Consider the following 25,331-nt stretch of genomic DNA (forward strand, 5'->3'; position numbering starts at 1 on the left):
CCTCTTTTAAACATAAACTGTCTGATCACCCGCCGGTGCGCAAGATTCGGGTCGGCAGCTCGCCCGTGAAGGCTTAGGCTGAAAGGAACTAAGCAGCCCCGACCCCGACGGCCAGAGAGATAACCCAATGAATGACTATGAGCGTATCGAAAAAGCCATGGCCTATATGGTGGCTCATGCGGCGGAACAGCCCAATCTGGAAACGGTGGCTGCTCATGTTCATTTGAGTGCCTTCCACTTCCAGCGGCTGTTTTGTCGTTATGCGGGGATTAGTCCCAAACGCTTTTTGCAGGCACTCACCTTAGAGCGCGGTAAGCAGTTGATGCATTCGTCCACTTCTTTGCTGGATATCGCCCATACCCTGGGGCTGAGCGGTGGCTCGCGGCTTTACGACCACTTTGTTCAGTTAGAGGCGGTCACGCCCGGCGAGTATAAGCGCCAGGGTGAAGGAGTGGAGATCGCTTATGGCGTTCACGAAACACCTTTAGGTCGCCTATTCGTCGCGGTAACGCCCCGGGGTATCTGCCGAATGGGGTTTGTCGATACGACTAATTCAGAGGAGTTACTGGCAAGGTTGGCCAAGGAGTGGCCGCGCAGCACCTTTCAACATAACACTGAGTCCACTCGCTATGCGGTGGAAAGGCTGTTTACTGAGCCTGAAGAGGGGGCTACCGCTGTCTCGCTACACGTCACTGGCACCAACTTCCAAATAGCGGTTTGGCGAGCGCTGTTAACGATCCCCGAGGGGCAATTTGCCAGCTATTCCCATATTGCTCAGGCGCTGGGATCACCTAAATCGTCCCGAGCAGTGGGCAATGCAGTGGGCGCTAACCCCATCGCGTTATGGATCCCCTGCCACCGGGTGATTCAACAAAGCGGTGCACTCGGTGGTTACCGCTGGGGATTAGAGAAAAAGCAGATGGTACAAGCCTGGGAGCTGGCGCTGGCTCACACAGATAACACAGCGCACGCCCCCAGTTTAACGACCTAATCAATCAGCCCATTAGCATCATAAAATGGGAAAGGGCCAGGGTAGCGCTCGATAAACCCTTGGTGAGTCACCATGCCGTTAGTTGCCGACCACTGGTGTAGCAGGTAACCGGGGGGCTCTAGCTGAAAGTGGGCGGGGCCGTCTGGGGTGAGATCCAAACTTACCTGATGGGAAACCCCAGGGCAGCTAATCGCCAAAGTGTTAGCAAAGCGGGCCTGGATCGAACGGTGCAGATGCCCGCAAAGCACGCGCTCGACCTGGGCATGTCTGCCAATGACGTCGGCTAGCGCGTCTGGTCGCTTCAGCGGCTGGCGATCCATATGGTCGATGCCACTAACAAAAGGGTGATGATGCACCAAGACCAAGGTTGGTTTCTCGGGTTGTTCTGCCAGGGTGGTGTCTAACCACTGCAGACTTTCATTGCTTAGTTCACCATGAGGCTTGCCGGGTACCGACGAGTCGAGCCCTACAATGCGTACCGGGTAGTCATCCACCACCCATTGCAGATAGTGTTCATGCTGAAACAGGTAACGGTGCTCAGGAAAGGCGGCGCGCAGGTGCTGGCGGTCATCATGATTGCCAGGAATTAAGTACACGGGCAGCGTTAACTCAGCCAGAAGCTGCTTAAAGGTGGCGTATTCGTCAGGGTGGCCAAAATCGACCAAGTCACCGCTAATCAGTACCAGGTCGGGCCGCGGCGCTAGCTGATTGAGCGTGCTGATTGCTTGCCGCAGCGCATTGGCGGTATCTACCTGGCGGTAAGAGAGTTTCCCGCCCGCCTTGATATGCGGATCGCTAATCTGGGCGATAAGGCATTGCTGGGCATGAGGGGCTTTCTGAATGTTTAAACCTTGATCAGCCATTGGCCATCTCCTTGGCATTAACAGGGGCAGTGGGCTTATCTGGATGAAAAAGCACGTTAGAAGCGAGGGACAAACCAATCGCGGTACCGTTTGGCCAGCGCTGGCGAGAGGGTGCCTCAATCTGGAGCGGCGAAGCGCCGCCGGTGTCCACCATCAGGCGCTGGGTCTGGCCCAGGAAAATGCTTTGTACCACTTTCCCCTTTACATCGGCTTGGTCAACGGAAACCACCTGGATATCTTCTGGACGGCAGTAGACAGTGGATACTCCCTGCAAATGGGCAGCGATGAGTTCACCTCCATGGACGACCAATCCTCCATCGGCGCGTGTGCTGATCACCTCCAGGCAGTTAACCGCACCAATAAAATCGGCCACAAAGGCGTTGGCCGGCTGATGATAAATCTCTTGGGGGGTGCCCAACTGCGCAATGCGTCCGGCTTGCATTACCGCGATGTGGTCACCCAAGGCCATCGCCTCATCTTGATCGTGGGTGACGTAGACCGCCGTGGTGCCTAGCTCCCGTAGAAGCTGGCCAATCTCGATGCGTAAGCGGTCGCGCAGTTTCGCGTCTAGAGCTGCCAACGGCTCATCAAACAGCAGTACCTTGGGGCGAACAGCAATCGCACGGGCGAGAGCGACGCGCTGCTTTTGGCCGCCGGAGAGGGCGTCGATGCGCCGATCACCAAAGCCTTGTAAGTCGACCATATGCATGACTTCGTCAAGCCGATGGGCGATCTCGGCACGTGGCAAACGCTGTATTTTCAAGCCGTAGGCAATATTGTCGGCAACGCTCATGTTGGGAAATAGCGCGTAGTTTTGAAACACCATTCCCACGTCGCGCTGCTCAATCGGCAGAGCGGTGACATCACGCTCGCCAAACATTACTTGCCCGCCTTTGTCGGGGCTTTCCAGGCCGCTAATAATGCGCAGGGTGGTGGTTTTACCGCAGCCGGAAGGGCCCAGCAGTACCAGGGTTTCGCCCGCATCGACCTGTAAATCAAGCGGCTGGAGCGCTGTGTTGCCGCCAGCGAAGGTGCGGCTGCATTGGTGTAGCGTAATGCTGACAGATGAACTCATAACGGATTCTCAAATAATAAAACTTAGCGGCGCTGCTCGGTGAGTCGGCCTGCCCACTGAATCGCCACTAGCAAGGGCACCACCATCACCAGAAATATCAGCGTGTAGGCTGAGCCGATTTCAAGGCGCATCGAGGCATAGCTGTCGGCTAAGCCGACCGGTAGCGTTTTGGTTAATGGGGTATGCAGCATCCAGGTAATGTTGAATTCACCGATCGATAGGGTGACCACCATCAGCGCCCCCGCCAAAATACCGCTCATACAGTTGGGGATGACCACCCCGAAAAAGCGTTGCCGAAAACTGGCGCCTAAGCTGGCGGCGGCTTCTTCCAGTTGGGGAAGCTTGGCGGTTTGCATCACGGAGAGCACCGCGCGCACCATAAAGGGCAGGGTAAACAGCACATGGCCAACAAGAATAAATAGCCAGCTGCCACGAAATTCACGGTAGCTGCCATAGGCAAGCAGTAGGGCAAGCGCGGTGGCCAGCCCAGGCACGGCAACTGGTAGCAGTAGGAGTTCTTCAAGCGCATTGGCCCAGCGGCGACGGCTGCGCAGCAGGCCATAGGCGGCGGGTACGCCAATCAGGATAGTGATCAATAAGCAGGCCAGCGCCAGTTTAATTGAGAGCCAGATGGTATCGGCGTAGAGCTGCCACACCTCATCCACCCAGCGCAGGGTCAGGCCACTCTCAAGGCCGACAAAGTAGTTTTCGGTCAGCCCCGCCATGACCGACATGGCGACGGGCACGATCATGAACAGGCACACCAGCAGGGTGAAGCCCAATTGCAGCGTGAAGCGTAGGCGAGATTTCATACCGAGGCTCCCAAGTTGCCGCCAGCCAGCCTGCGGGCAAGACTCAATGCCATCCAGGTGATCACGCCCAATACCACTGAAAGCGCGGCTGCCATGGCGAAGTTAGCGTAGTTGGTGAATTCGCCGTAGATATTGAGCGGTAGAATGCTCAACTGCGTGCCCAGGGTAAACGCCGTACCAAAGGCGCCCATACTGGTGGCAAAGCAGATGGCACCGGTTGAGAGCAGCGCGGGAGCAATGCCGGGTACGATGACGTCTTTGGTGACCTGCCAGGTGTTAGCACCTAACGAGCGAGCTGCCTCTTCAAGGCTTCTATCCAGGTTGTCGCAGGCAGCCATCACAGTGGTGATAACGCGAGGAATGGAGAAGTAAAGGTAACCAATAAATAGCCCGGCCAGTGAGTAGGCGAACATCCAGCGCTCGCCAAACAGCCACAGGCTGGTCTGCGCCAAGGCACCTTGACGCCCTCCCAGCATGATGACCAAAAAGCCCACCACCACGCCTGGGAAAGCCAGCGGAAAGGTGAGGATAGCCACTAGTATGGACTTGCCAAAAAAACGCTGGCGGGCGAGAAAAAATCCGGCAACGCCCGCAATAGCAACCGCTACCAGTGACACTACCAGCGAAAGACCAACGGTGGTCGCCAGGCTGATTAAGTACTGACGGTGGGTAAGAATAGTCAGGTAAGCGCTAATACCGCTGCTTGGATCAGCCTCGGCGCCCATCATGATCAGACGCGAAAAAGGCAGTAGCCAAAAGGCGCAGAAAATCACCAGGGCAGGCAGTAAGGCGAACAACGCGATAAGGCGTTTACGCCGGGCTGGGCCTACCATCGTCGATGGTCGACTTAGGTAAGAAGCAGCCCCGGAGGGCTGCTTGGATGCCGCTGTCATGATTAACGAACCTCCGACAGATACCGCTCAGAGAAGCTACGTTGAGCAGCCGCCATAGCGGGGTAGTCAAGTGCTTCGGCGCGGGCATACTCGCTATCGGGCAGAAAGACTTCGCGTGCTTCAGGGGAAATGGCGCTGGCGCGCACGGGACGTAGATAAGCATCTGCCCATACCGCTTGGCCTTGGTCAGAGAGCACGAAATCAAGCACTTGCTGACCGTTTTCGGGTTTAGGGCCATCTTTTACCAGGCTCATAACATAGGGCACTACCACGCTGCCCTCCTCGGGAATCACAAACTCTACGTTGGCACCATCGCTATGGCGTGCGCGGTAAGCGTTGAAGTCGTAATCGAGAAGAATCGGGATCTCACCAGAAAGTACTCGAGCGTAGCTGGTTTGCTTGGGCACAATCGGGTCGTTGTCGGCGAGCTGATTGAAGTAGTCGATCGCCGGAGTGAAGTCATTAAGATCGCCACCCATGGCTAGGTTGACCGCCACAGCACCGACGTAGCCAACAAAGGCGCTGGCCGGGTCAAGGTAACCCACCATGCCGCGATACTCGGGCTTGAGCAGATCTTCCCAGGAAGTGGGCACCGGCGCGCCATCCAAGGCATCAACGTTGACCATAAAACCGAGGGTGCCAGAGTGAATGGCAAACCAGTTGCCTTCGGGGTCTTTTAGACCTTCAGGAATCTCATCCCAGTGTTCGGGCTGGTAGGGCGTCACTACGTCCTCTTCCATGGCTTGAATGCCGAAGGTCACCCCGTAGTAAACGACATCGGCCACCGGGCTACTGGCTTCGGCAACTAACTGAGCTAATGACTGGCCGGAATTTTTATTGTCCTGCGGCACGCGAATGCCGGTCTCCTGTTCGATCAAACGCAACTGAGTGCCCCAGTCCGCCCACTCAGGCGGGCAGTTGTAGCAGATAGCGTTGTCGCTTGACTGGGCAGTAGCGACCCCTGACGCACTGATAACCGCCGTGGCCAGTAACGCTTGATACAGACGCTTAAGGTTCATGCGTTTAAGACTCATACCAAGTTCCTCTATAAAGTGCTTAACGTGGACTTGCGGGATGTCGGGGTTCCGACACTTTCGCCCTTACGCAGTGCGTGGGGCAGGGGAGCGGGTGTGCATTTTTCTCCCCGAATCATGGCTAGCAAGGTGTGAACCGTCGCGCGCCCGATCTCGGCGCGAGGCTGTTCAATGGTGCAGAGCGATGGATATAGATGCTTGCCCAAGGCAATACCATCAAAGCCCATCACGGAAAGTTCGCCAGGCACGCTAAAGCCTGCGCGTTGCAGTTCGCCCATCAGGCTGATGGCAAGCAGGTCATTGGTACAAATCACTGCGCTGAGAGCCTCTGGGCCTTGCAGTGCAGGTATCAGGCTTTTCAGGTCAGCTTGGGTGTGGCGGGTCATCTCAACCAATGAGCGGGCGATCAGGCCTGCCTCGCCCATAGCGTGGCAGTAACCGTCAAAACGCTGTCGAGCGCGGTCTGATTGCAGCAGTGGGCCAGCAACCATGCCAATTCGCTCATGACCCAGGGTGATTAAATGGCGGGTGGCATCAGCGCTGGCAGCGCGGTTATCGACGCCAATAGAGGGAAAACCACTTTTCCCTGGCGGGTTGTAAACTAGTAAGCACGGGGTGGTTTCCAAGCGCAGCGTGTTCAGCACGGCACTGTTATCCGCTTCAGCCACGGTCAGCACCAAGCCATCCACGCGCTGGCGCAGCATCTCCTCAACAATGTCACCCTCGCGGCTGGGTGAGTATTCACTGGTGGTAACGATCAGTGAGTAACCAGCCGCTCTGGCTGCTACTTCCATGGCTTGTAGCTGCTCGGCAAACACTGGGTTATCGAGACTGGGCACCATCACGCCAATCATCTGCGTCGCTTGAGAGCGAAGCTGTTGGGCGATTTTATTAGGCCTAAACGCCAACTGCCGGGCAGCGTTAAAAACGCGTTCTCGGGTAGCTGGGCGTACCAAATCGGGGTTTGAAAAAGCCCGCGCCGCGGTTGCCCGAGAGACTCCTGCGAGTTTGGCCACACTAAGTAAATCTGCCATGGAAATACCTGTTATGAATGCAATGAGATCGATCTCATTTATTAGGTATCAGCCTAGAGATGGCGTATGACGAATTGATGGCAATAAAAAGTATTTTTGATTATTAAGGGTAGCAGCGTGCTTAAGCGGAGATCGAACACATTGCACCGCTTAGCCCCTCCCGCTAAAGTCTCGCTCTTGTTCACCTGGACGAGACTTCTTTATGGCCACACTGATGATTCAAGGCACCACCTCGGATGCGGGTAAAAGCACCGTGGTGGCAGCCCTTTGCCGCGCGCTGGCAAGGCGTGGGGTATCAGTGGCGCCATTTAAACCCCAGAATATGGCGCTGAATAGCGCCGTGACCGAGGATGGCGGCGAGATTGGCCGTTCCACTGCGTTACAGGCCCAAGCCTGCTATTTAGCGCCCCACAGTGATATGAATCCGGTACTGTTAAAGCCAGAAACCGATCGTGGCGCCCAGGTGATTTTACGCGGCAAAGTGCATGGCCATATGGATGCGCTGGATTACCACGCTTTTAAACGCACCGCCAAAGAGAGTGTAATGGCCGCGTGGCATGCGTTAGAAAGCCGCTTTGATGTGATTATTGCCGAAGGCGCGGGCAGCCCGGCTGAAATCAATTTGCGTAAAGGCGATATCGCCAATATGGGATTTGCCGAAGCGGTAGATTGCCCGGTATTACTGGTGGGTGATATTGACCGCGGTGGTGTATTTGCCCAACTGGTAGGTACGCTGGCGCTGTTGAGCGAGAGCGAACAGGCGCGCACCAAGGGTTTTATTATCAACCGCTTTCGAGGTGATATAGCGCTGCTTAAACCGGGGCTTGAATGGTTGGAGGAGCGTACGGGAAAACCCCTATTCGGAACACTGCCTTATCTGCAGGGGCTAGTACTCGATGCTGAAGATAGCATTGGTTTAACCCACGCCGAAAAGGCTAGCCAGACACTTAACGTGATCGTTCCGGCGCTACCGCGCATTAGTAACCATACTGACTTCGATCCGCTGAGGTTGCACCCACAGGTATCGCTGACCTTTGTGGGGCCCGGCCAGCCGATACCCGCCGCCGATGTGGTCATTCTGCCCGGTAGTAAAAGTACCGCGAGCGATTTGGCGTGGTTAAAGCAACAGGGCTGGGATAACGCCATTCAGCGCCACCTGCGCTACGGCGGCAAGGTGTTAGGTATTTGCGGTGGCTTTCAAATGCTGGGCGCATGGGTGGATGACCCTGATGGCCTGGAGGGTAAGCCAGTAAAAGTGGCGGGCTTGGGCTTGTTGCCGCTGACCACCCGAATGGTGGCAGGCAAACAGCTACGCAATGTTCGCGGCGTGACCGTTGCTGAAGGGGTAACCGTCACCGGATATGAAATTCATAACGGCGTAAGTGAAGGGCAGGCGCTTAACGCGCCATTATTTGACATAGAAGGCCGACCAGAAGGCGCCGTCAGTGAGGATGGCCAAATAATCGGTACTTACCTGCACGGGTTATTTGACCACCCGGAGGCCTGCCAAGCCCTACTGAAGCAGTTGGGACTCGTTAATGGAGAGCAGAGCGATTATCAAGCTCACCGAGAACGTGAGCTTGACCGTTTAGCCGATATGCTGGAAGCCCATATCGATATTGAGGCGGTTATTGCTCTGTTTGAAGCTGGCGCTTCGCCATCACCGTGATTTCAATACTGCTTCCGCCGTAGAGGTTAGGGGATTCGGTGCAGGTGCGGGTAGGGTAGCGGCTAGGCTCAAAGTACTCCGCGTAAACAGTGTCCATGTCTTGGATGGCGTGTAGATCCGTGAGGTGGATATCCACCCGCACTATATCCGCTAAGCTGCCGCCTTCCATTTCAAGCATGCGCGAGAGTGCGCGCATCACAAGGCGAGTCTCTTCTTTAACGTCGCCTTTGACTGCGTGGCCGTTGGAGAGATCGTCAACGGTCAGTCCTGAAATAAACACATAGTGATCATCGACTACCATGTGGCTACCGGGGAAGCTTGGTGTGGGCATGGTAGGGTCATTCATAAAGGTGGGCATACTAGCTCCTTCTAGGTGATGTTCACACTTACAATTCTTTTCGACAGATTGTTAACAGTAGTGTTCAGTATCAGTAAAAATGAATAGAGGACGCGTGAGGCATGTCGCGCTGTCAAAACGGTGATAATTACTCTAGGCTTGCGGCTTTTTAGTCGGTGAGGATGATTCATATGAAGGTCGTACACGTTAACGCAGAGGCCCAGCGCAACGCCTGTCTGGCGCGACTATGCGCTGAGGTATACGGGCAACAGGCTGGTCTAACGCCGCTGGTTGTGTTCACCGGCACCTGCAGTGTGTTATTCCCTCAGGAAGCCGCGCGACTGTTTGCTGTCGTTGACGGCCAGGGTAAACCCCAAGCGCTAGCGCTGCTAGTGCTGGACGAAGAAGGCGAGGGTATGACGGTGACCCACGCCTGCGCACTTGACCAGACAGATGCCCAGCAGCGTTTGATCAGCGAGCTTACTCTGAAAGCGCCGCTACGGGTCGAAGTGGATAACGCCGAACGAGAAGCGTTCTATCAAAAAAGTGGCATTAAGCGCTGGTTCGGCGGGGTGGATGGAAAGCGTATTGGCTTGGGCGCTCGCCACCCTGCCAAGAGTATTCGCGAATTAGCGCCTACCCTAGTGTTGGATGAAGCGCTTATCCTGCGTCGCTTTAAACATGACCCTAAGGCGTTTGAAACGGCCAAACAGGCATTTTTGAAGGGCTTAAACGATTTCCCGCAGTCGCTTTAATAGCCCTTAGGAAACGCTGCGTTCCAGTTTGTGCAATCAAGTTGCACGTTGTTGCCATGTTATTTACGTGTTGCCCCGATAAAATAAGCATCACGACTAGCTTATTAAAAGAAGGGAGAAGCTGCATGGCATTACCGATAATGGATAACAGTCAACGTTACGGTGCGATTAGCCGCTTGTTGCATTGGGGGATGGCGCTACTGTTTGCTTGGCAGTTTACGAGTGCCACGGCGCACTGGCTTTTTCCGGACACACCCTTTGAAGAGTTCTTCTGGGGAACCCATTACCCAGTGGGTGTATTGCTACTGACCTTAGTCGTACTGAGAGCGATATGGGCGTTGGCCAATGCATCGCGCCGTCCGCCATCGGTGAGCGTTATGGCAAAGTTGGGCCATCTTGTTCTCTACGGCTTGATGATGGTGATTCCGACGATTGCGCTTATTCGCCAGTACGGTTCGGGCCGCTCGCTTGAGGTGTTTGGCTTTACGCTGATGTCAGGTTTTGAAGGCGAGGAAATCACCTGGATGACAGATCTGGGCGGTTTGCTCCACGGTGAGCTAGGCTGGACATTGTTAGCGTTGATCGTAGGGCACATCGTGATGGCCATTTTGCATCGCAAGCTGACTCACCACGACGTGCTGACGCGCATGGCCAGATAATCAGACTACTTCTTTGCTAGCTCGCGCATGGCGGTTTCCAAACCCTCCATGGTCATGGGGTACATGCGGTCATCAATGATCTCGCGGATTAGTTGAGTAGAGTAGGTGTACTCCCATGCCCGGGGTGGCATCGGGTTAAGCCACGCCAGGCGGGGAAACGTTTCGCATAAACGCTTCAGCCACACGCCGCCCGCTTCGTCGTTAAAGTGCTCTACGCTACCGCCGGGGTGGGTGACCTCATAGGGCGACATGGCCGCGTCACCGACAATCACGACCTGGTAATCCGCACTGTAGGTGTGCAAAACATCCATGGTCGGGATCCGCTCGTTACCCCGACGCATATTGTTTCGCCAAACCCCTTCGTAAAGGCAGTTATGAAAGTAGTAGTGCTCAAGATGCTTGAACTCTGAACGGGCGGCAGAGAACAGTTCTTCGCAGACGCGAATATGATCATCCATCGAGCCGCCCACATCCAAAAATAGCAGCACTTTAACGGCGTTATGGCGCTCCGGGCGCATCTGAACGTTGAGTAGCCCGGCGTCCTTGGCAGTTTCGCGAATAGTGCTATCCACGTCAAACTCATCTAGCGCCCCTTGGCGGGCAAACTTGCGCAGGCGACGCAGCGCCATTTTGATATTGCGCGTGCCTAATTCCAGAGAATCATCGTAATCGCGGAAGCGTCGCTCGTCCCAGACCTTGGTGGCGCGGCGGTGGCGGGAGCCATCCTGACCAATGCGAATGCCTTCCGGGTTGTAGCCGTAGGCGCCAAAGGGGCTGGTGCCGCCGGTGCCGATCCATTTATTGCCGCCCGCGTGGCGCTCTTTTTGCTCCTCCAGGCGTTTTTTGAACGTCTCAATGAGTTCTTCGAGGCCGCCCAGGGATTCGATCTTGGCTTTCTCTTCATCCGTTAGCTGCTTCTCAAATTCCCGGCGTAGCCAGTCATCGGGGATCAGCGCTTCAATGGCGGCGTCCATGTCCTCCAGGCCTTTAAACCAGGCGGCAAAGGCACGATCAAAGCGGTCAAAGTGGCGTTCGTCTTTGACCATCACCGTGCGGGCCACTTGATAGAAGGCTTCCATATCGGCGAACACCACACCGCGTTCCACCACGGCGTGAAGATCCAGCAGCTCACGTAGCGATACCGGAACGCCCGCACGCTTTAGTGTTTCGAATAGGCCAATAAACATGGCTTAGCGGCCTGTGCCTTTTTGGCGACGGATCATAAACGCCAGGCGTTCCAGCAGTTGGGTGTCCTGCTCGTTTTTGACCAAGGCGCCGGCCATGGGTGGAAGTGCTTTGGACGGATCGCGGTTGTAGAGCGCCTCTTGAGCAATATTGTCAGCCATCAGTAGCTTGAGCCAGTCGACTAGTTCAGATGTGGAAGGCTTTTTCTTGAGGCCTGGCGCTTTACGTAGCTCGAAAAATACCTCTAAGGCCTCGCTGACCAGCTTGGGGGCGATATCCGGGAAGTGCACATCGACAATCGCCTGCATGGTCTCGCGGTCAGGGAACTCAATGTAGTGGAAAAAGCAGCGGCGTAGGAACGCGTCTGGCAGCTCTTTTTCATTATTCGAGGTAATAACAATAATCGGGCGCTGTTCGGCGCGAATGGTTTCGCCGGTTTCGTAAACGTGGAATTCCATACGATCCAGCTCTTGAAGGAGGTCGTTGGGGAATTCGATATCGGCCTTGTCGATCTCGTCGATCAGTAGCACCACCCGTTGATTGGCGGTAAAGGCTTCCCACAGCTTGCCGGGTTTGATGTAGTTGGCGACGTTTTCCACGCCTTCAACGCCTAGCTGAGAATCCCGCAGGCGGCTGACTGCATCGTACTCGTATAAGCCCTGGGCCGCCTTGGTGCTGGATTTGATATGCCAGGTAATCAACTGAGTATCGAGAGATTCAGCCAGCTCTTCAGCCAGCAGGGTTTTGCCGGTACCCGGCTCGCCTTTGATCAACAGCGGCCGCTCGAGCACCACGGCAGCATTCACCGCCTGCTTAAGCGCATCGGTTGCGATATAGGAAGAAGTGGAGTCAAACGCCATGGGAGGGCCTCGGCTTGTCGAAAGCGGGTTTATAAAAGGATAAACGGATTCAAACAAGTGTACGTGAGGGTCACCCTCAAGGCCAAGAGGTAGTGATGACTTGCGAAAGACCCTCGCTTCAACCTGCCCTCGCACCGTGTTCTCAAGATATGTTGCAGTTATTTCCCAATCAAAAGCTTTGAAGTAGCTTTTTATCACCCCTGCCAATTCGGCGGCACTATGCCTTGGCGCTGCATTTGCCGGTATATCGTGGGCCTTGAAACCCCGAGAGCGCGAGCCACGGCGCTAATGTTCCAGTGCTGCTCCTTGAGCATTTCCAGCAATGTGTGATCGCTGTCGCTACCAGCGTCTGCAGGCAGGGGAGTTGCTTGCCGAGTGATGCGTTGACTTAGGCACTGCTCAGGTAAGTCATGAACGGTGATTTCTTCGTTTTCTGAGGTGGCCAGTGCAAAGGCCAGCGCATTCTTTAGCTGACGGATATTACCGGGCCAGGCGTAAGCTAGTAGGGCGCTAATGGCATCGGCCCGCAGGCGCGGTGATTGGCTGGAGGCTCGCTCCTGGATGATGTCATCAAATACGCGGCGGATAACGTAGAGCTTATCGGCGCGGTCGCGTAGCGCGGGCAGGCGCAGTTGAGCCCCGTTAAGGCGGTAATAGAGGTCTTCGCGGAACTCACCCTGCTGGATCATCGAATCGATATTGCGATGAGTGGCGGTAATCACCCGAATATCAACCTTTTCAGGCTTATTGGCCCCAAGAGGCATCACTTCTCGCTCGGCCAGTACGCGCAGTAGGCGGGTTTGCAGGGCCAGCGGCATATCGCCGATTTCATCTAAAAACAGTGTGCCGCCGTGGGCTTGGGGAATCAGCCCGCGCATGCCTTTGGCGCGCCCGCCGGTAAAGGCGCCGGGCTCGTAACCAAACAGCTCGCTTTCGATCAGCGCTTCGGGAATGGCGGCACAGTTTACTGCGATAAAGGGGCCTTTAGATCGGTTGCCGCTGTCATGCAGAGCACGGGCAACGACCTCTTTGCCGGTGCCGGTTTCTCCGCTAATCAGCACATTGACGCTGGCTTCGTTGCGCAACCGTTCAGCCAGTTTCTGCACTTTGCGCATGGCGGGGTCGTCGGCGCCGAGGCGTACCAGTGGTTCCGGCAGGCTGGAGGCGAGAGGTTGTGCTTGCTGAGCAGGGCGCGGGCGGCGTGGCTCCAGCAGGCTAATAAAGTAGATCGTGTTATCGACCCTGGCGCGAAAAGCACGCAGTTGATCGTCGGTGGCGCTATTAATGCTGAGTACATCGGCGATCTCGCACTCGAATAGCTCCCCCAGCATTGGGGTGTGATGGGCTGACCAGGGTGGCCAACGGCGCTGGTGTTCACTTATCAGATCACGACCCACTGCGTTGGCAGCAATCACTTGCCCGTTCTCTTCAATGGCGATGAGTCCGCGCCCGTTTACATGCACGAACTCTCGCGAGGTATCCAGCCGCACCATCAGGCAGTCACGGTAGCGCTGGAGAAAATAGGCGTCCTCAATCATGCGTGCGTAGAGCGTTACCAGCGAGAGGCTGAAATTTTGACTCTCATGCTGGGTAGGCGATTGCAGCGCGGAGATATCCAGCACGGCCATGACGTTGCCTTGTGGGTCGGCGATGGGGGCGGCAGTACAGGTAAGCGAAATATGCGAGGCGTCGAAGTGCTCCTGGCGGTGGCAGATAATCGCCTGGCGATCATGCAGGCAGGTGCCTACGGCACAGGTGCCCGCAAAGCGTTCGTCCCAGTCAGCACCGAGATAAAGGCCTGCTTTGCGCAGTTGCTGGTCTTGGTTGGGATCGCCACGAAACTCAACGGTTATCCCGCGGTGGTCGGTGAGCAGTAGCACGTAGCCGAGTTGCGCAATTTGCTGATAAAGCTGGTCAACCCCGGCTCTTGCCACATGCAGGAGTTCATCCACGGATTCCCGGTGCTCAATCAGGATTTGCTGGGGCACTACCCGGGCTGGGCGTGGCTGGGTGGGATCGAGCTGGTACTCGTTTAGGCAGCGCAGCCAGGAACGCCGAATGGTTTGCTGGGCCGGTAGCTGCGGAACTTCCAGGCCTTCGCCGAGCTGGAAAATATGCTCAATATGCTGGCGCTGGACGGATTGCAGCCGTGCAGGCAGAGGCGATTGAGTAGGCATGGCGTAGTTCACCGTAGGGATTGTTATTGTCCTTCCAGCCTATGCGCTCTGGCGTGGGTGTCAACGCAGTGCTATTACGCCGTTAGTCGTGCGTTACACCTGTAACACCTAGCTGTAAACAGTGTGACAGGTGTCCACCTCCTCACTACGTCTTATCGCCGCTTCGTTTTATTAAATAACGTTATCTTTCAGTTGGTTGTAGTGGCTTTGTGTGTTTTGGCACGGCGGATGCTTGGAGTTGGGTGTCTCACAAGCAATTCAACAATAACAAACGATGGAGTTCTCGCTATGTCACAGACACCGACACAAACACATCAAACCGCCACGGCGACTGTCCAAGGGTGGCTGAGTGATTTTGATAAAGCGCTGCAAGCCCAGGATATTCAGCGTGTTTTGTCGCTATTTAATGAGGAGTGCTACTGGCGCGACTTTGTAACCTTTACCTGGAATTTAAAAACCTGTGAGGGAAAAGATGCTATTCAGGCCTTGCTCAATGCCACCCTGGAGAACACACGTCCTTCGAACTGGCAGCTAGAAGGCGAAGCTACCCAAAACGGCGATATCAGTGAGGCGTGGTTTACCTTTGAGACCGCGGTCGCCAGCGGTAAAGGCTATCTGCGTCTTAAAGAGGGCAAATGCTGGACGCTGTTAACCACCATGCAGGCATTGCACGACTTCCCCGAGCCGCGTAATCACAACCGCCCAAAAGGAGCTGAGCACGGGGCCAACAAACAGCGTGAAACCTGGTTAGAGTCACGGGAGCGCGAAGAGGCAGAGCTTGGCTACACCCAACAGCCTTACTGCGTGATCATCGGCGGAGGCCAAGGTGGGATTGGCCTTGGGGCGCGGCTGAAGCAGATGGACGTGCCGACCATCATCATAGAGCGCAACGAGCGAGCCGGTGACTCCTGGCGCAAGCGCTATAAATCCCTCTGCCTGCATGATCCAGTCTGGTACGACCACCTTCCCTATATTCCTTTCCCTGAAAACTGGCCGGTGTTTGCCCCCAAAGACAAGGTGGGCGATTGGCTGGAGATGTACACAAAAGTGATGGAGCTCAATTATTGGAGTTCCACTGAGTGTCAGAATGCACGTTATGACGAAGCCGCAGGCGAGTGGGTGGTTAACGTTAAGCGCAACGGCGAAGAGATCACGCTACGCCCGAAGCAACTGGTGATGGCCACCGGGATGTCGGGTATGCCCAATGTGCCGACATTTCCCGGCGCAGAGAGCTTCGCTGGTGAGCAGCAGCACTCCAGCCAACACCCAGGGCCAGATGCTTATGCGGGTAAAAAGTGTGTGATTGTGGGTTCGAATAACTCTGCTCACGATATTGCCGCGGCACTCTGGGAGCACGACGCCGATGTGACCATGCTGCAGCGTTCATCCACCCATATTGTGAAGTCGGACTCTTTGATGGAGGAAGTGCTGGGGCCGCTCTACTCCGAAGAGGCGGTGGCCAATGGCTTAACCCACGACAAGGCTGATCTGATTTTTGCCTCGATCCCCTACAAGGTGCTGCCGGACTTTCAGCGCCCGGCGTTTGAGGCAATCAAACAGCGCGACGCCGAGTTTTATCAGAAGCTGGAAGACGCGGGCTTTCTGCTCGATTTCGGTGACGATGACTCGGGGCTGTTTTTGAAGTATCTACGCCGGGGCTCAGGTTATTACATCGACGTAGGCGCCTGCGACTTGGTGGCTAACGGTGATATCAAGTTGCGAAGCGGTGTGGGCATTGAGCGCATTAACCCCCACTCCATCACACTTACCGATGGCAGTGAGCTAGAGGCAGATTTGATCGTCTACGCCACCGGCTATGGCTCCATGAATGGCTGGGCGGCGCGGCTTATCTCTCAGGAAGTGGCGGATAAAGTCGGCAAGTGCTGGGGCCTGGGCTCTGACACCACCAAAGACCCCGGCCCTTGGGAGGGCGAACTGCGTAATATGTGGAAACCCACCCAGCAAGAGGCGCTGTGGTTCCACGGCGGCAACCTGCACCAGTCGCGGCACTACTCACACTATTTAGCGCTGCAGTTAAAGGCACGCATGGAGGGGCTGGAAACGCCTGTCTATGGGCTGCAGCCGGTTCATCATACGTCTTAACAGGAAGGGTAACCCATGAGTCAGTCAAGCATGCAGGCAGCGGTTTGGTACGCAGCAAAAGATTTACGCGTTGAGCAAGTTTCGGTTCCCTCTATCAGCGACCCCCATGAAGTGAAAGTGAAAGTGGCTGCCTGTGGTATTTGCGGCAGTGACTTACACGAGTATGCTGCCGGGCCGATTTTTATTCCGGTGGGCAAGCCGCACCCCATTAGCGGCGAACAGGCGCCGATCATTATGGGCCATGAGTTCGCTGGGGAAGTGGTAGAGGTCGGCGAGAAAGTCACGCGGGTGAAGGTAGGCGACCGCGTGGCGATTGAGCCGATCCTTTCCCCCAACAAGGATGGCGCTTATCAGATGGAGCGCTACAACCTCACGCCCTTGCTGGGCTTTCACGGCCTTTCGGGCGGTGGCGGCGGCTTTTCCGAGTTCACCGTGATGGGGGAACATATGGTGCACAAGCTGCCAGATGACCTCAGCTTCGAGCAGGGTGCACTGGTAGAGCCCGCGGCGGTAGCGCTGCATGCGGTGCGCCAAAGCTGCCTGAAAGCCGGGGATAGCGCGGTAGTATTTGGCGCTGGACCAATCGGTTTGATGACTATTGAGGCTCTTAAGGCCGCAGGAGCTGCGCAGATTTATGCAGTGGAAGTGGCACCATCTCGTAAGGCCAAAGCTGAAGCGCTAGGGGCCACTGTGGTTGATCCGCAACAGGAGGATCCAGTGGCGAAATTACAAGCCTTGAGCGGTGGCGGGGTAGACGTGGCGTTTGAAGTCACCGGCATTCCTGACGTGCTGAATCAGGCGTTGCACAGCACCCACGAAGGGGGCGAAGTGGTGGTGGTGAGTATCTGGGAAGGCGAGGCCAGCTTCCAGCCTAACGACCTAGTCATCAAAGAGCGCACCATGAAGGGCATTATTGCCTATCGCCATGTGTACCCAGCGGTAATGGCACTGATGCAGCGGGGCTACTTCCGCGCCGAGGACATGGTGACTCAGCGCATTCCACTGGCGGATATCGTGGAGGAGGGCTTTGAGGCGCTTCTAAACGACAAAGCTCAAGTGAAAATCATCGTGACACCCAACCACTAATCTGAGGATTCCGAAGCGTAAACAAACGCATATGATGCTTTGTGATGCAAAAAGGCCTCAAAGTGCGCAATGCTGGTGCATTTTGTTTGCTGCAGTGCGTCGGAGGTTGATGTCAGTGAAGTGATTTTTTATTAACTATATGATTTTTAATGATATTTAAAAAAGTGGCACGCAGATCGCAATGTATATGGCAAAGGATGAGTGAATAGAGAGGCGTAATTAACTATCTGGCTTCTTTTCCTTCTTCATCCACGTTGCTACCGGCTGGTAGCAACAAACCGAGTGAGCTGGCGTGCTCCACCTGGTCCCCTTCGGGGGACTTTTTTTTTGTGCCTGGATTTTATGCCTGAGTTTTATGCCAGAACTTTACGCATAGGAAAAACTATCAGGGTGCAGTTTCTTATAACAATATTTTACAAGCAATTTGGAAACAGTGTTCGTATACTATACCCTGTACAGGTAAGTTGGATAGCAAGTACCGCAATCCCCAAGCGCAAGGAACTGCGCGCTGCATAGAGGATGACCCTTATGAGTAATATGAAACTGATTTCTGCTGCTGTAATCACTGCCGGTTTCGCACTGGCAAGCCAAGCGGCTCTCGCTTATAACGCTGGCGATGTATTCGTTCGTGGTGGTGTTGCCCAAACGGATACGGGGTCAGGTAATGGCAATCTGAATGGTGATTCACTGAACGTGCAGAGCGCTCGCGGCTTCACTTTTGGTGCTGGTTACCTGTTTACTGATAAGGTTGGCGTTGAACTCAACAGCTCTGAGAAGTTCGAGCACGATCTGAACACCTCTGCCTTAGGCGATGTGGGTAGTGTTGATCGTCTACCTGTTAATCTACTCGTGAATTACTACCCGATGGGTGGCCTGGATTCACGTGTACAGCCTTACGTTGGTGCTGGCCTTAACTACACACGCTTCTCTGGTGAGCCGAGTGGTGTGAATGTTGATGAAAGCTACGGCGCGATCGGCCAAGTAGGGGTTGATCTGGCTGTGACTGATAATATTATGCTCAATGGTTACGCAAGCTACGCTGACGTGAACGCAGATATCAACGTCGGTGGTGAAGTTGACATCGAACCCGTCACCATTGGCGGTGGTGTTACTTACCGCTTCTAAGTTTTACTAGACATTAGCTTTACTGGATTTTAGCTTTGCCTAGGTTTTAGCTTTGTTAAGTCTTCTGAAATATCACTACGCCCGGCCTTGAGCCGGGCGTAGTGCGTTGTAGAGAGTCGATTAGCAAGACGTTAAAAAGGGCTTATGGTGTTAAGTTATCAAAGCCGCTCTCTGTCACTGCTACGTTATCTTCGATACGAATACCGCCACAGGATGAGAGTTGGTCGACCAACGGCCAGTTAATGGGCAGTGAGGTGTTGCGCAACGGGTCGAGCAGCATGGCGATAAAATAGAGCCCGGGTTCAATGGTAACGACCATGCCAGGGCGCAGCATGCGCGTCAGCCGTAGCGCTGGGTGCTGCTCTGGCGCAGGGGCGGGCGTGCCATCCGGGTGGCGTAACCCGGCCACATCATGCACTTGAAGGCCCAGCGAGTGCCCCAGTCCATGAGGGCAGAATGCCCGCGTAACGCCCTCGGCAACCGCTTGTTCTGCGGTGCCTTTAAACAGATCATTAGCCACCAATATTTCACCCAGGTGGTGATGCATCTGCTCGTGCAGTGCTAAAAAGTTAACGCCAGGGGCTACGCCTTTGACTAACTCATCTTTCAGCCCATGCATGGCGGTGACCAGTTCGCCAAACGCGACGGGGGCATCGGGGCCAGCGTATGTGCGGGTAATATCGGCGCAGTAACCTCGAAAGCGGCGACCCGCATCCACTAGCAAGCTATAGCGCTGTTTAGGCGCGTTAAGGTCGTAGTGTTGATAATGCAGCACGCCAGCATGCTCATTTAAACCAATAATATTTTGGTAGGGCACGTTTGATTCGCGCTGGCGACTCGCTGCTAAGTACGCCAGCTGAATATCCAGCTCACCGGCGGCGCCGATAAAGGCGGCCTGGGATGCCTGATGGCCCGCTATCGCTAAACGGTTGGCTTCACGGAGACAGGCAATCTCATAGGGCGTTTTAAACAGCCGTAATTCATCAAGGGCATGCACTATGCGTTCAGGGTGATGTTCAGCTTTTAGCGCCTGTTGGATGCTGATGGGAAGACGCTCGATATCTCCAATAACGACGGCATTTCCCGAAAGCGATGGGGAGACTTTCTCGCTGCATAAGTGGATATCAAACGTCTCTACCCAGGGCTCATCGGGTAGCTGAGTGGGCAAGTGCCAAAAGTCTGCGGGCGCATACAAGTAGAGCTGGGGGCGCTCTCCCGGCTGAATAATCAGCCAGCTATGCTGCACATCGGCTAAACCCACCCAGTGCATAAAATGCCCGTAAGCCTGAAAAGGAGGAGCGTGGTCATCTGCAAAATGGTCGCTGGCATGGCCACTGTAAATTGCCAGGCTATCGAGCCCGTGGTCGGTCAAAATATCCGAATAAGCACGCTGTAGGTGCGCTATATGCTCGCGTTGCAGGTTAAATAGGGTGGTTGACATACAAAGCTGTGCCCTCTCTTAAGTAAGGTTTCTCAAATGGGGGTCATACACGGGGCGGCGCAAGTTCGCTCCACAGGCTATCCAGCTCAGCGTGGCGATGATTTTGATGACGGTATAGCCGTAGCTCCATGGGCACATCCCAGCGACTATCGCCCGCTCTTACCAGCGTGCCTTGAGCAAGCTCTGCCGCGACGTTGCGTTCAGGCAGCCAACTCATGCCGTAGCCAAGTAGCACCAGCTCTTTAATACCGGCCGCGTAGAGATTTTCACTCTGTGCAGTTAAATAGGTGGTTTGGGGGAGCCTGGCTAGGTGTGCTTTAACCGCAGACCCCAACAACCCACGCTTGGGGTAGGCAAGCCAAGGCAGCGGTTGATGGCGCGAGCCAGGCAGCAGTGCGTGAGGTTCTCCCTCTGGGTTTAACCCAGTCACTGGAATCAGCCGTTCATGCCCAATCACACGATAATTGCAGGCGCTGGTGTCGATCTCCAGGTCGCAGCGCCCAATTGGCCAGTAACAGATAGCCAGGTCGCACTCGGCACGCGCTAAGGCTTGAAAGTAGTCATTGGCCACCCAGCCGGTCGCCCGCAAATACGGCTGTACGCGATCTTGCCACCCCGTAGACGCCAACCATTCCGGTAAAAAATGCGGCAATAGGCTCTGCGGTGCTGCGACCATAATGCGCCGCTGCTGGCCAGCGTTAATTTCGCGCACCCGGTCACGGGTCAGCCGCACCCGGTCGGTCACCTGTTCGCACAGGGTCAAAAACTCCTCCCCGGCCGGGGTGAGTGAGAGCGGCAGCGTTTGACGATTAATCAGCGTTACGCCCATCTCCTCCTCAAGCAGTTTAATCCGCCGGGAGAAGGTGGGTTGCGTAACGTTTTGATCATCTGCTGCGCGTGAGAAGTGCCGCGTTCTGGCCAGGGCGATAAAATCTTCTAGCCAGCGAATTTCCATGCTCTACCTCTCAGCGCCTGGGGTCGCTGTATCGAATACGACGCCCGCTTCATAGGCGTCCCTCCTCAACAGCGTGGCACGCCACTCGGGTTCCGTCATCCTGTGTTTGCAGCAAGGGGATCTCTTGCTTACAGCGCGCATTGGCATGGGGGCAGCGGCCATGAAACACGCAGCCGCTAGGCAGGTTAACTGGGGTCGGCACTTCGCCGGTGAGACGAATATGCTGGGGCCGGTCATCCTTCAAGCGTGGAATGGCCGAGAGCAGCGCCTGGGTATAGGGGTGGCGCGGCTTATCGAACAGTGTCGCGGTGGTGGCAACTTCACACACCGTGCCTAAGTACATCACCGCCACGCGGGTGCCAAAGTGCTCCACGACGGCTAGGTCGTGGGTAATGAACAGGTAGGTCAGATTGCGCTCTTGCTGGGCTTCCATCAGCAGGTTGAGCACCTGGGCTTGAATCGAGACGTCCAGTGCGGAGATAGGCTCGTCGGCAACGATGAACTCAGGGTCAACGGCCAGGGCGCGGGCAATGGCAATACGCTGCCGCTGGCCGCCGGAGAACTCGTGGCCAAAGCGTTTGCCCCAGTCCGGGTCAATGCCCACTGAGCGCATCACTTCCTCTACCTTGTCGAGAATTTGCGGTCGCTTCCAATCAGGGTGGTGCAGGCGTAGCGGTTCTTCCAGGGTTTGCTGAATAGTCATGCGCGGGTTGAGCGACGCATAAGGGTTCTGGAAGATCATCTGCATCCGCTTGCGATACGGCAGCAGTTGGCGCGAGCTTAAGTTATCGATGCGGTTGCCGTCGTAGCGAATCTCACCCTCTGTGGGGGTCAGCAGCCCCATGACAGTTCGCGCCACGGTGGACTTACCGCAGCCCGACTCACCGACCACGCACAGCGCTTCACCGCGTTTGATATCCAGATTCACACCATTAATGGCGTGAACGTGCTCTTGGTGGCGAACCAGCTTACCGCCCTTAAAGCGCAGCTGATCGAGAAAATCCCCAGAGAGCGAGAAGCGCTTTTTTAGATCGCGAATCTGCAGTAGCGAATCAGCGCTCTGTTCGTTCTGACGTGGAGTAGGAGTATGGCTGTCCGTTATAGCCTCAGCGTGCGCACTCATGAGGTTTCCTCTTTCAAACGGCGATCTTCGAGCATTTCAGCGACCATATGACACGCCACACGGCAATTGCCGGATTCGACAAATTCAGGCACCTGCTGGGTGCAGGCGGGGCGGGGCTGGCCATCGGCACGATTGATAAAATCGCAGCGCGGATGAAACGCGCAGCCGCTGGGCAGGTTAGAGAGTGACGGCATGCTGCCGCGAATCTGATTGAGCTTTTCACCCGGCGTTGCCATCTGAGGCAGGGCGTTGATTAACCCCTGAGTGTAAGGGTGCTGCGGGTCGTTGATAATCTCCCGTGTTGGCCCTTGCTCAATGACTCGGCCAGCGTACATGACCAGCATGCGCTGGGTGACCTGGCTGACCACGCCCAGGTCGTGGGTGATCAGAATAAGCCCCACATTGTGCTGCTCGCAGAGGTCAAGCAGCAGCGCCATGATCTCGGCCTGAATGGTCACATCAAGCGCCGTAGTAGGCTCGTCGGCAATGATAATGTCCGGGTCGAGGAGCAGCGCAATGGCAATAATAATCCGCTGACGCATACCACCTGAAAGCTCGTGAGGGTACTGATCCAGGCGCGTTTCCGGCGAAGGGATTTGCACCTGTTGGAGTTTGTCCAGGGCGATCGCACGGGCTTCTTTGGAAGAGATGCGCCGGTGGGCTTTTAAGCACTCGACCATCTGCTCGCCAATGGAGAGCACCGGATTAAGCGTCATCATTGGGTCTTGGAAGATCATCGAAACGCGGTTGCCGCGTACTTTACGCAGGCCACGCTCAGACATGCGGTTAAGCACCTGACCGTCAAACGTCACCGTACCGCCGGCGATAAAGCCTGGTTTGGCGATCAAGTTGAGCAGCGAAAACGCGGCAACCGATTTGCCTGCGCCGGACTCACCGACAATACCCAGGCGCTCACCGCGCTCAAGGCTGAAACAGATATCGCGCAGGGCGTGCACTTCACCCTGGCGCAGCGCAAAGCGTACATCGAGGTTGTTGACTTCAAGTAGTGCCATGGTGTCCTCAGCCTTTGTAGAGTCGTGGGTTCATGACATCACGCAGCCAATCGCCTAGTAGATTGATCGACAGCACCAGTACCACCAGAACTGCACCCGGGATCAAGGTGATCCACCAGGAGCCGGACTGGATGTAGTCAAAGCCCGATTTGATCAGTGAGCCAAGCGAGGGGTGGGTCTCTGGCATCCCCAGTCCCAGAAACGACAGCGCCGCTTCAGAGATAATCGCGTTGGCGATCTGCACGGTAGAGATAACGAATATCGGTGACATGGTGTTGGGCAGCACGTGGCGGAACATAATCCGTTTGCTGCGTAGGCCCATCACGCGGGCGGCATCAACGTACTCTTTGTTTTTCTCTGCCAACACTGAGGCGCGCACGGTACGGGCATACTGGGGCCATTCGGCCAGGCCGATAATCAGGATCAGCATCATCACCGCGTACTGGCTATAGAAGGCGCTACCCATGGTCGCTTTGACCAAAGCGCCCACCACGATAGCGACCATAAGTGTCGAGAATGACAGCTGAATGTCTGCCAGGCGCATCAAAATCGTATCGACACGGCCGCCCAGGTAGCCCGCCATTAGGCCGAAGGTGACCCCTAGCAGCGCCTGCAAAATAACCGCACCGAAACCAATCAGCAGCGATACGCGGGTGCCATATAGCACAATCGACCATAAGTCGCGCCCCTGGGCATCGGTACCTAGCGCGTAACGCTCATCTGCACCGTCAATCCAGAAGGGCGGCAGTTCAGATGACATAATGTCTATCTGGGATAGGTCGTAAGGGTTCGTGGGCGCCAGCAGCGGTGAGGCAAAGGCGGCGATAACCATGCAGATAAACACAGCCAGGCAGAGCTGGGCGGTGCGGTCACGCTTGAAGCTGTACCATATATAGGAGTCGCGCAGGCGTTCCCAGCGGCTGGGTGAGGCGCTCGCTGGGGAGGAATTGTTGGTGGTGCTCATGCGGGCTTCCCAGTCAGTTTAACGGTGGGGTTCACCATGCCGTAGATGAGATCCACGATGGTGTTAGTGACGACAAAGATCACGCCGACGATCATCAGGTAGGTCACAATCAGCGGTATATCGGCGCGGTTGATCGCATCCAAAAACATCAAACCCATGCCGGGCCATTGGAAAACGGTCTCGGTCAAAATGGTGTAGGCCACCATGGTGCCGATCTGTACGCCGCCCACGGTAATCACTGGTAGCATGGTGTTTTTAAGGGCGTGAACGAAATACACCCGGCGCATAGAGATGCCTTTAGCGCGGGCATACTTGACGTACTCCGACTGCAGGACTTCCATCATTTCGGCGCGAATCAGACGGATAAACAGCGGTAGCATAATGGAGGCCAGTGAAACCGCCGGCAGCACTAGATGCTGTAAACCGTTCCAAGTTGCCAGGTTGGTGTCCCAGTTGCCCACCACGTTAACGAGATCATAACCACGGCCGAAGGAGGGCATATTGCCTTCGGTGGAGAAGAAGTCATTCAGCCATGCGCCCCAGCCGGTACTTTCGGGGAACAGTGTGACAGTGACGCCGATGGCGAAGATTTGAATCAGTACGATCGCGGTCAAGAACACTGGAATTGAGATACCGATAATCGATATACCCATAAACAGGCGTGAAATCGGTGAGCGCGGTTTGATGGCGCTATATACCCCAATGGGTACCGAAAGCAGCACAATAATCAGCGTCGCGGCAAATACCAGCTCCAGGGTGGCGGGTAAGTGGCGAGCAATTACTTCTAACGCCGGTTCGCGATAAAAGTACGAGTAGCCGAAATCGCCTTGAACGGCGTTTTTAGCAAAACGAGCGTACTGCACCAGGAAGGGGTCATTGAGGCCAAAGCGCTCGCGAATCTCTTCACGCTCGCTCTCAGGCACTGACTGGCCAACCATCTGCTGTATGGGGTCACCCAGGTTATCCTGAATGGCGAAGGCCAGCACGCTGATGACAAACATCACCAAAATCGCGTGCATCAGCCGCTTGATTAAAAAGGCAATCATGGCGTACGCCACCTATATGAGGGGTTCATCAAAGGGAGTAGGGGCATGTTATGCAGAGTTCTCACAGACGCGAACTGCCAGCTAAAAGGCTTCGCCCCCTAAACGCTTAGGGAGCGAAGCATCCTTGCGGT

The 25,331-nt window shown here is 55.5% G+C and carries 23 protein-coding genes; 7 read left to right on the forward strand and 16 right to left on the reverse strand.

Annotated elements, in window-relative coordinates:
• Positions 1–127 precede the first annotated feature (127 nt).
• Positions 128–991 (forward strand): bifunctional transcriptional activator/DNA repair enzyme AdaA, encoded by an 864-nt coding sequence (locus tag HZS52_RS15105; RefSeq protein ID WP_190373094.1) that lies wholly within the window; start codon positions 128–130, stop codon positions 989–991.
• Here the strand turns inward: HZS52_RS15105 and HZS52_RS15110 are convergent.
• Genes HZS52_RS15110 through HZS52_RS15135 form a run of 6 tightly spaced genes read right to left on the reverse strand, consistent with a single transcriptional unit; the run spans position 988 to position 6,702 of the window.
• Positions 988–1,854 (reverse strand): phosphodiesterase, encoded by an 867-nt coding sequence (locus HZS52_RS15110; protein WP_190373095.1) that lies wholly within the window; start codon positions 1,852–1,854, stop codon positions 988–990. The genes HZS52_RS15105 and HZS52_RS15110 overlap by 4 nt on opposite strands.
• Entirely contained in the window at positions 1,847–2,929 is a 1,083-nt protein-coding gene (locus HZS52_RS15115; RefSeq protein ID WP_190373096.1) for an ABC transporter ATP-binding protein, read from the reverse strand. Before HZS52_RS15115 ends, HZS52_RS15110 begins: the two co-directional genes overlap by 8 nt.
• A gap of 23 nt (positions 2,930–2,952) precedes the next feature.
• A complete protein-coding gene (locus tag HZS52_RS15120) occupies positions 2,953–3,741 on the reverse strand; it encodes an ABC transporter permease (protein WP_022523128.1) in 789 nt (262 codons plus the stop codon).
• On the reverse strand, positions 3,738–4,634 hold the full coding sequence (locus HZS52_RS15125; protein WP_190373097.1) for an ABC transporter permease: 897 nt from the start codon (positions 4,632–4,634) through the stop codon (positions 3,738–3,740). Before HZS52_RS15125 ends, HZS52_RS15120 begins: the two co-directional genes overlap by 4 nt.
• A gap of 2 nt (positions 4,635–4,636) precedes the next feature.
• Positions 4,637–5,668, reverse strand: a complete 1,032-nt coding sequence (locus HZS52_RS15130; RefSeq protein ID WP_190373098.1) for an ABC transporter substrate-binding protein — start codon at positions 5,666–5,668, stop codon at positions 4,637–4,639.
• An 11-nt stretch (positions 5,669–5,679) separates the two neighbouring features.
• On the reverse strand, positions 5,680–6,702 hold the full coding sequence (locus HZS52_RS15135; RefSeq protein ID WP_190373099.1) for a LacI family DNA-binding transcriptional regulator: 1,023 nt from the start codon (positions 6,700–6,702) through the stop codon (positions 5,680–5,682).
• Between the two features lie 202 nt (positions 6,703–6,904).
• Between HZS52_RS15135 and HZS52_RS15140 the strand changes: the two genes are divergently transcribed.
• The gene (locus HZS52_RS15140; RefSeq protein ID WP_190373100.1) at positions 6,905–8,371 is read left to right on the forward strand and encodes a cobyric acid synthase; all 1,467 of its coding nucleotides are present in this window, start codon (positions 6,905–6,907) and stop codon (positions 8,369–8,371) included.
• Here the strand turns inward: HZS52_RS15140 and HZS52_RS15145 are convergent.
• Entirely contained in the window at positions 8,331–8,729 is a 399-nt protein-coding gene (locus HZS52_RS15145; protein WP_190373101.1) for a RidA family protein, read from the reverse strand. The two genes, HZS52_RS15140 and HZS52_RS15145, sit on opposite strands and share 41 nt — an antisense overlap.
• A 170-nt stretch (positions 8,730–8,899) precedes the next feature.
• On the opposite strand from HZS52_RS15145, the gene HZS52_RS15150 reads away from it, so the two are divergent.
• Both HZS52_RS15150 and HZS52_RS15155 read left to right on the forward strand, forming a co-directional pair.
• Positions 8,900–9,463, forward strand: coding sequence for a hypothetical protein (locus HZS52_RS15150; RefSeq protein ID WP_190373102.1), 564 nt, complete (start codon positions 8,900–8,902; stop codon positions 9,461–9,463).
• Positions 9,464–9,588: 125 nt separating this feature from the next.
• The gene (locus HZS52_RS15155) at positions 9,589–10,122 is read left to right on the forward strand and encodes a cytochrome b (protein WP_022523135.1); all 534 of its coding nucleotides are present in this window, start codon (positions 9,589–9,591) and stop codon (positions 10,120–10,122) included.
• A gap of 5 nt (positions 10,123–10,127) precedes the next feature.
• On the opposite strand, the gene HZS52_RS15160 is transcribed toward HZS52_RS15155, so the two are convergent.
• From HZS52_RS15160 to HZS52_RS15170, 3 genes are all read right to left on the reverse strand, one after another.
• Positions 10,128–11,309: a vWA domain-containing protein gene (locus HZS52_RS15160; RefSeq protein ID WP_190373103.1), complete on the reverse strand. Its 1,182-nt coding sequence runs from the start codon at positions 11,307–11,309 to the stop codon at positions 10,128–10,130.
• A 3-nt stretch (positions 11,310–11,312) separates the two neighbouring features.
• Entirely contained in the window at positions 11,313–12,167 is an 855-nt protein-coding gene (locus tag HZS52_RS15165; RefSeq protein ID WP_089692014.1) for an AAA family ATPase, read from the reverse strand.
• A 194-nt stretch (positions 12,168–12,361) separates the two neighbouring features.
• Positions 12,362–14,344, reverse strand: a complete 1,983-nt coding sequence (locus HZS52_RS15170; protein WP_190373104.1) for a sigma-54-dependent Fis family transcriptional regulator — start codon at positions 14,342–14,344, stop codon at positions 12,362–12,364.
• Between the two features lie 288 nt (positions 14,345–14,632).
• Between HZS52_RS15170 and HZS52_RS15175 the strand changes: the two genes are divergently transcribed.
• The 3 genes from HZS52_RS15175 (at position 14,633) to HZS52_RS15185 (ending at position 18,658) form a co-directional block, all read left to right on the forward strand.
• A complete protein-coding gene (locus HZS52_RS15175) occupies positions 14,633–16,447 on the forward strand; it encodes an NAD(P)/FAD-dependent oxidoreductase (RefSeq protein ID WP_190373105.1) in 1,815 nt (604 codons plus the stop codon).
• 15 nt (positions 16,448–16,462) lie between these two features.
• Entirely contained in the window at positions 16,463–17,533 is a 1,071-nt protein-coding gene (locus tag HZS52_RS15180) for a 2,3-butanediol dehydrogenase (RefSeq protein WP_276316030.1), read from the forward strand.
• Between the two features lie 528 nt (positions 17,534–18,061).
• Positions 18,062–18,658 (forward strand): OmpW/AlkL family protein, encoded by a 597-nt coding sequence (locus HZS52_RS15185; RefSeq protein ID WP_027957556.1) that lies wholly within the window; start codon positions 18,062–18,064, stop codon positions 18,656–18,658.
• A 142-nt stretch (positions 18,659–18,800) separates the two neighbouring features.
• On the opposite strand, the gene pepQ is transcribed toward HZS52_RS15185, so the two are convergent.
• Genes pepQ through HZS52_RS15215 form a run of 6 tightly spaced genes read right to left on the reverse strand, consistent with a single transcriptional unit; the run spans position 18,801 to position 25,200 of the window.
• A complete protein-coding gene (pepQ, locus tag HZS52_RS15190; protein WP_141440963.1) occupies positions 18,801–20,099 on the reverse strand; it encodes a Xaa-Pro dipeptidase in 1,299 nt (432 codons plus the stop codon).
• Positions 20,100–20,142: 43 nt separating this feature from the next.
• On the reverse strand, positions 20,143–21,054 hold the full coding sequence (locus HZS52_RS15195) for a LysR family transcriptional regulator (protein WP_009287010.1): 912 nt from the start codon (positions 21,052–21,054) through the stop codon (positions 20,143–20,145).
• Positions 21,055–21,103: 49 nt separating this feature from the next.
• The gene (locus tag HZS52_RS15200; RefSeq protein ID WP_141440965.1) at positions 21,104–22,177 is read right to left on the reverse strand and encodes an ABC transporter ATP-binding protein; all 1,074 of its coding nucleotides are present in this window, start codon (positions 22,175–22,177) and stop codon (positions 21,104–21,106) included.
• On the reverse strand, positions 22,174–23,190 hold the full coding sequence (locus HZS52_RS15205) for an ABC transporter ATP-binding protein (protein ID WP_009287009.1): 1,017 nt from the start codon (positions 23,188–23,190) through the stop codon (positions 22,174–22,176). The genes HZS52_RS15200 and HZS52_RS15205 overlap by 4 nt, the downstream gene beginning before the upstream one ends.
• Positions 23,191–23,197: 7 nt before the next feature.
• Positions 23,198–24,154 (reverse strand): ABC transporter permease, encoded by a 957-nt coding sequence (locus HZS52_RS15210; protein ID WP_009287008.1) that lies wholly within the window; start codon positions 24,152–24,154, stop codon positions 23,198–23,200.
• Complete coding sequence (locus tag HZS52_RS15215) at positions 24,151–25,200, reverse strand: ABC transporter permease (protein ID WP_039859109.1); 1,050 nt, start codon at positions 25,198–25,200, stop codon at positions 24,151–24,153. The genes HZS52_RS15210 and HZS52_RS15215 overlap by 4 nt, the downstream gene beginning before the upstream one ends.
• Positions 25,201–25,331 lie beyond the last annotated feature (131 nt).

Origin of the sequence: Vreelandella titanicae, assembly GCF_014697095.1 — a bacterium.
GTDB lineage: Bacteria > Pseudomonadota > Gammaproteobacteria > Pseudomonadales > Halomonadaceae > Vreelandella > Vreelandella titanicae.

Coding starts and splice junctions, on each gene's coding strand:
- HZS52_RS15105 (WP_190373094.1), top strand. CDS start 128: ATGAATGACTATGAGCGTATCGAAAAAGCCATGGCCTATATGGTGGCT.
- HZS52_RS15110 (WP_190373095.1), bottom strand. CDS start 1,854: ATGGCTGATCAAGGTTTAAACATTCAGAAAGCCCCTCATGCCCAGCAA.
- HZS52_RS15115 (WP_190373096.1), bottom strand. CDS start 2,929: ATGAGTTCATCTGTCAGCATTACGCTACACCAATGCAGCCGCACCTTC.
- HZS52_RS15120 (WP_022523128.1), bottom strand. CDS start 3,741: ATGAAATCTCGCCTACGCTTCACGCTGCAATTGGGCTTCACCCTGCTG.
- HZS52_RS15125 (WP_190373097.1), bottom strand. CDS start 4,634: ATGACAGCGGCATCCAAGCAGCCCTCCGGGGCTGCTTCTTACCTAAGT.
- HZS52_RS15130 (WP_190373098.1), bottom strand. CDS start 5,668: ATGAGTCTTAAACGCATGAACCTTAAGCGTCTGTATCAAGCGTTACTG.
- HZS52_RS15135 (WP_190373099.1), bottom strand. CDS start 6,702: ATGGCAGATTTACTTAGTGTGGCCAAACTCGCAGGAGTCTCTCGGGCA.
- HZS52_RS15140 (WP_190373100.1), top strand. CDS start 6,905: ATGGCCACACTGATGATTCAAGGCACCACCTCGGATGCGGGTAAAAGC.
- HZS52_RS15145 (WP_190373101.1), bottom strand. CDS start 8,729: ATGCCCACCTTTATGAATGACCCTACCATGCCCACACCAAGCTTCCCC.
- HZS52_RS15150 (WP_190373102.1), top strand. CDS start 8,900: ATGAAGGTCGTACACGTTAACGCAGAGGCCCAGCGCAACGCCTGTCTG.
- HZS52_RS15155 (WP_022523135.1), top strand. CDS start 9,589: ATGGCATTACCGATAATGGATAACAGTCAACGTTACGGTGCGATTAGC.
- HZS52_RS15160 (WP_190373103.1), bottom strand. CDS start 11,309: ATGTTTATTGGCCTATTCGAAACACTAAAGCGTGCGGGCGTTCCGGTA.
- HZS52_RS15165 (WP_089692014.1), bottom strand. CDS start 12,167: ATGGCGTTTGACTCCACTTCTTCCTATATCGCAACCGATGCGCTTAAG.
- HZS52_RS15170 (WP_190373104.1), bottom strand. CDS start 14,344: ATGCCTACTCAATCGCCTCTGCCTGCACGGCTGCAATCCGTCCAGCGC.
- HZS52_RS15175 (WP_190373105.1), top strand. CDS start 14,633: ATGTCACAGACACCGACACAAACACATCAAACCGCCACGGCGACTGTC.
- HZS52_RS15180 (WP_276316030.1), top strand. CDS start 16,463: ATGAGTCAGTCAAGCATGCAGGCAGCGGTTTGGTACGCAGCAAAAGAT.
- HZS52_RS15185 (WP_027957556.1), top strand. CDS start 18,062: ATGAGTAATATGAAACTGATTTCTGCTGCTGTAATCACTGCCGGTTTC.
- pepQ (WP_141440963.1), bottom strand. CDS start 20,099: ATGTCAACCACCCTATTTAACCTGCAACGCGAGCATATAGCGCACCTA.
- HZS52_RS15195 (WP_009287010.1), bottom strand. CDS start 21,054: ATGGAAATTCGCTGGCTAGAAGATTTTATCGCCCTGGCCAGAACGCGG.
- HZS52_RS15200 (WP_141440965.1), bottom strand. CDS start 22,177: ATGAGTGCGCACGCTGAGGCTATAACGGACAGCCATACTCCTACTCCA.
- HZS52_RS15205 (WP_009287009.1), bottom strand. CDS start 23,190: ATGGCACTACTTGAAGTCAACAACCTCGATGTACGCTTTGCGCTGCGC.
- HZS52_RS15210 (WP_009287008.1), bottom strand. CDS start 24,154: ATGAGCACCACCAACAATTCCTCCCCAGCGAGCGCCTCACCCAGCCGC.
- HZS52_RS15215 (WP_039859109.1), bottom strand. CDS start 25,200: ATGATTGCCTTTTTAATCAAGCGGCTGATGCACGCGATTTTGGTGATG.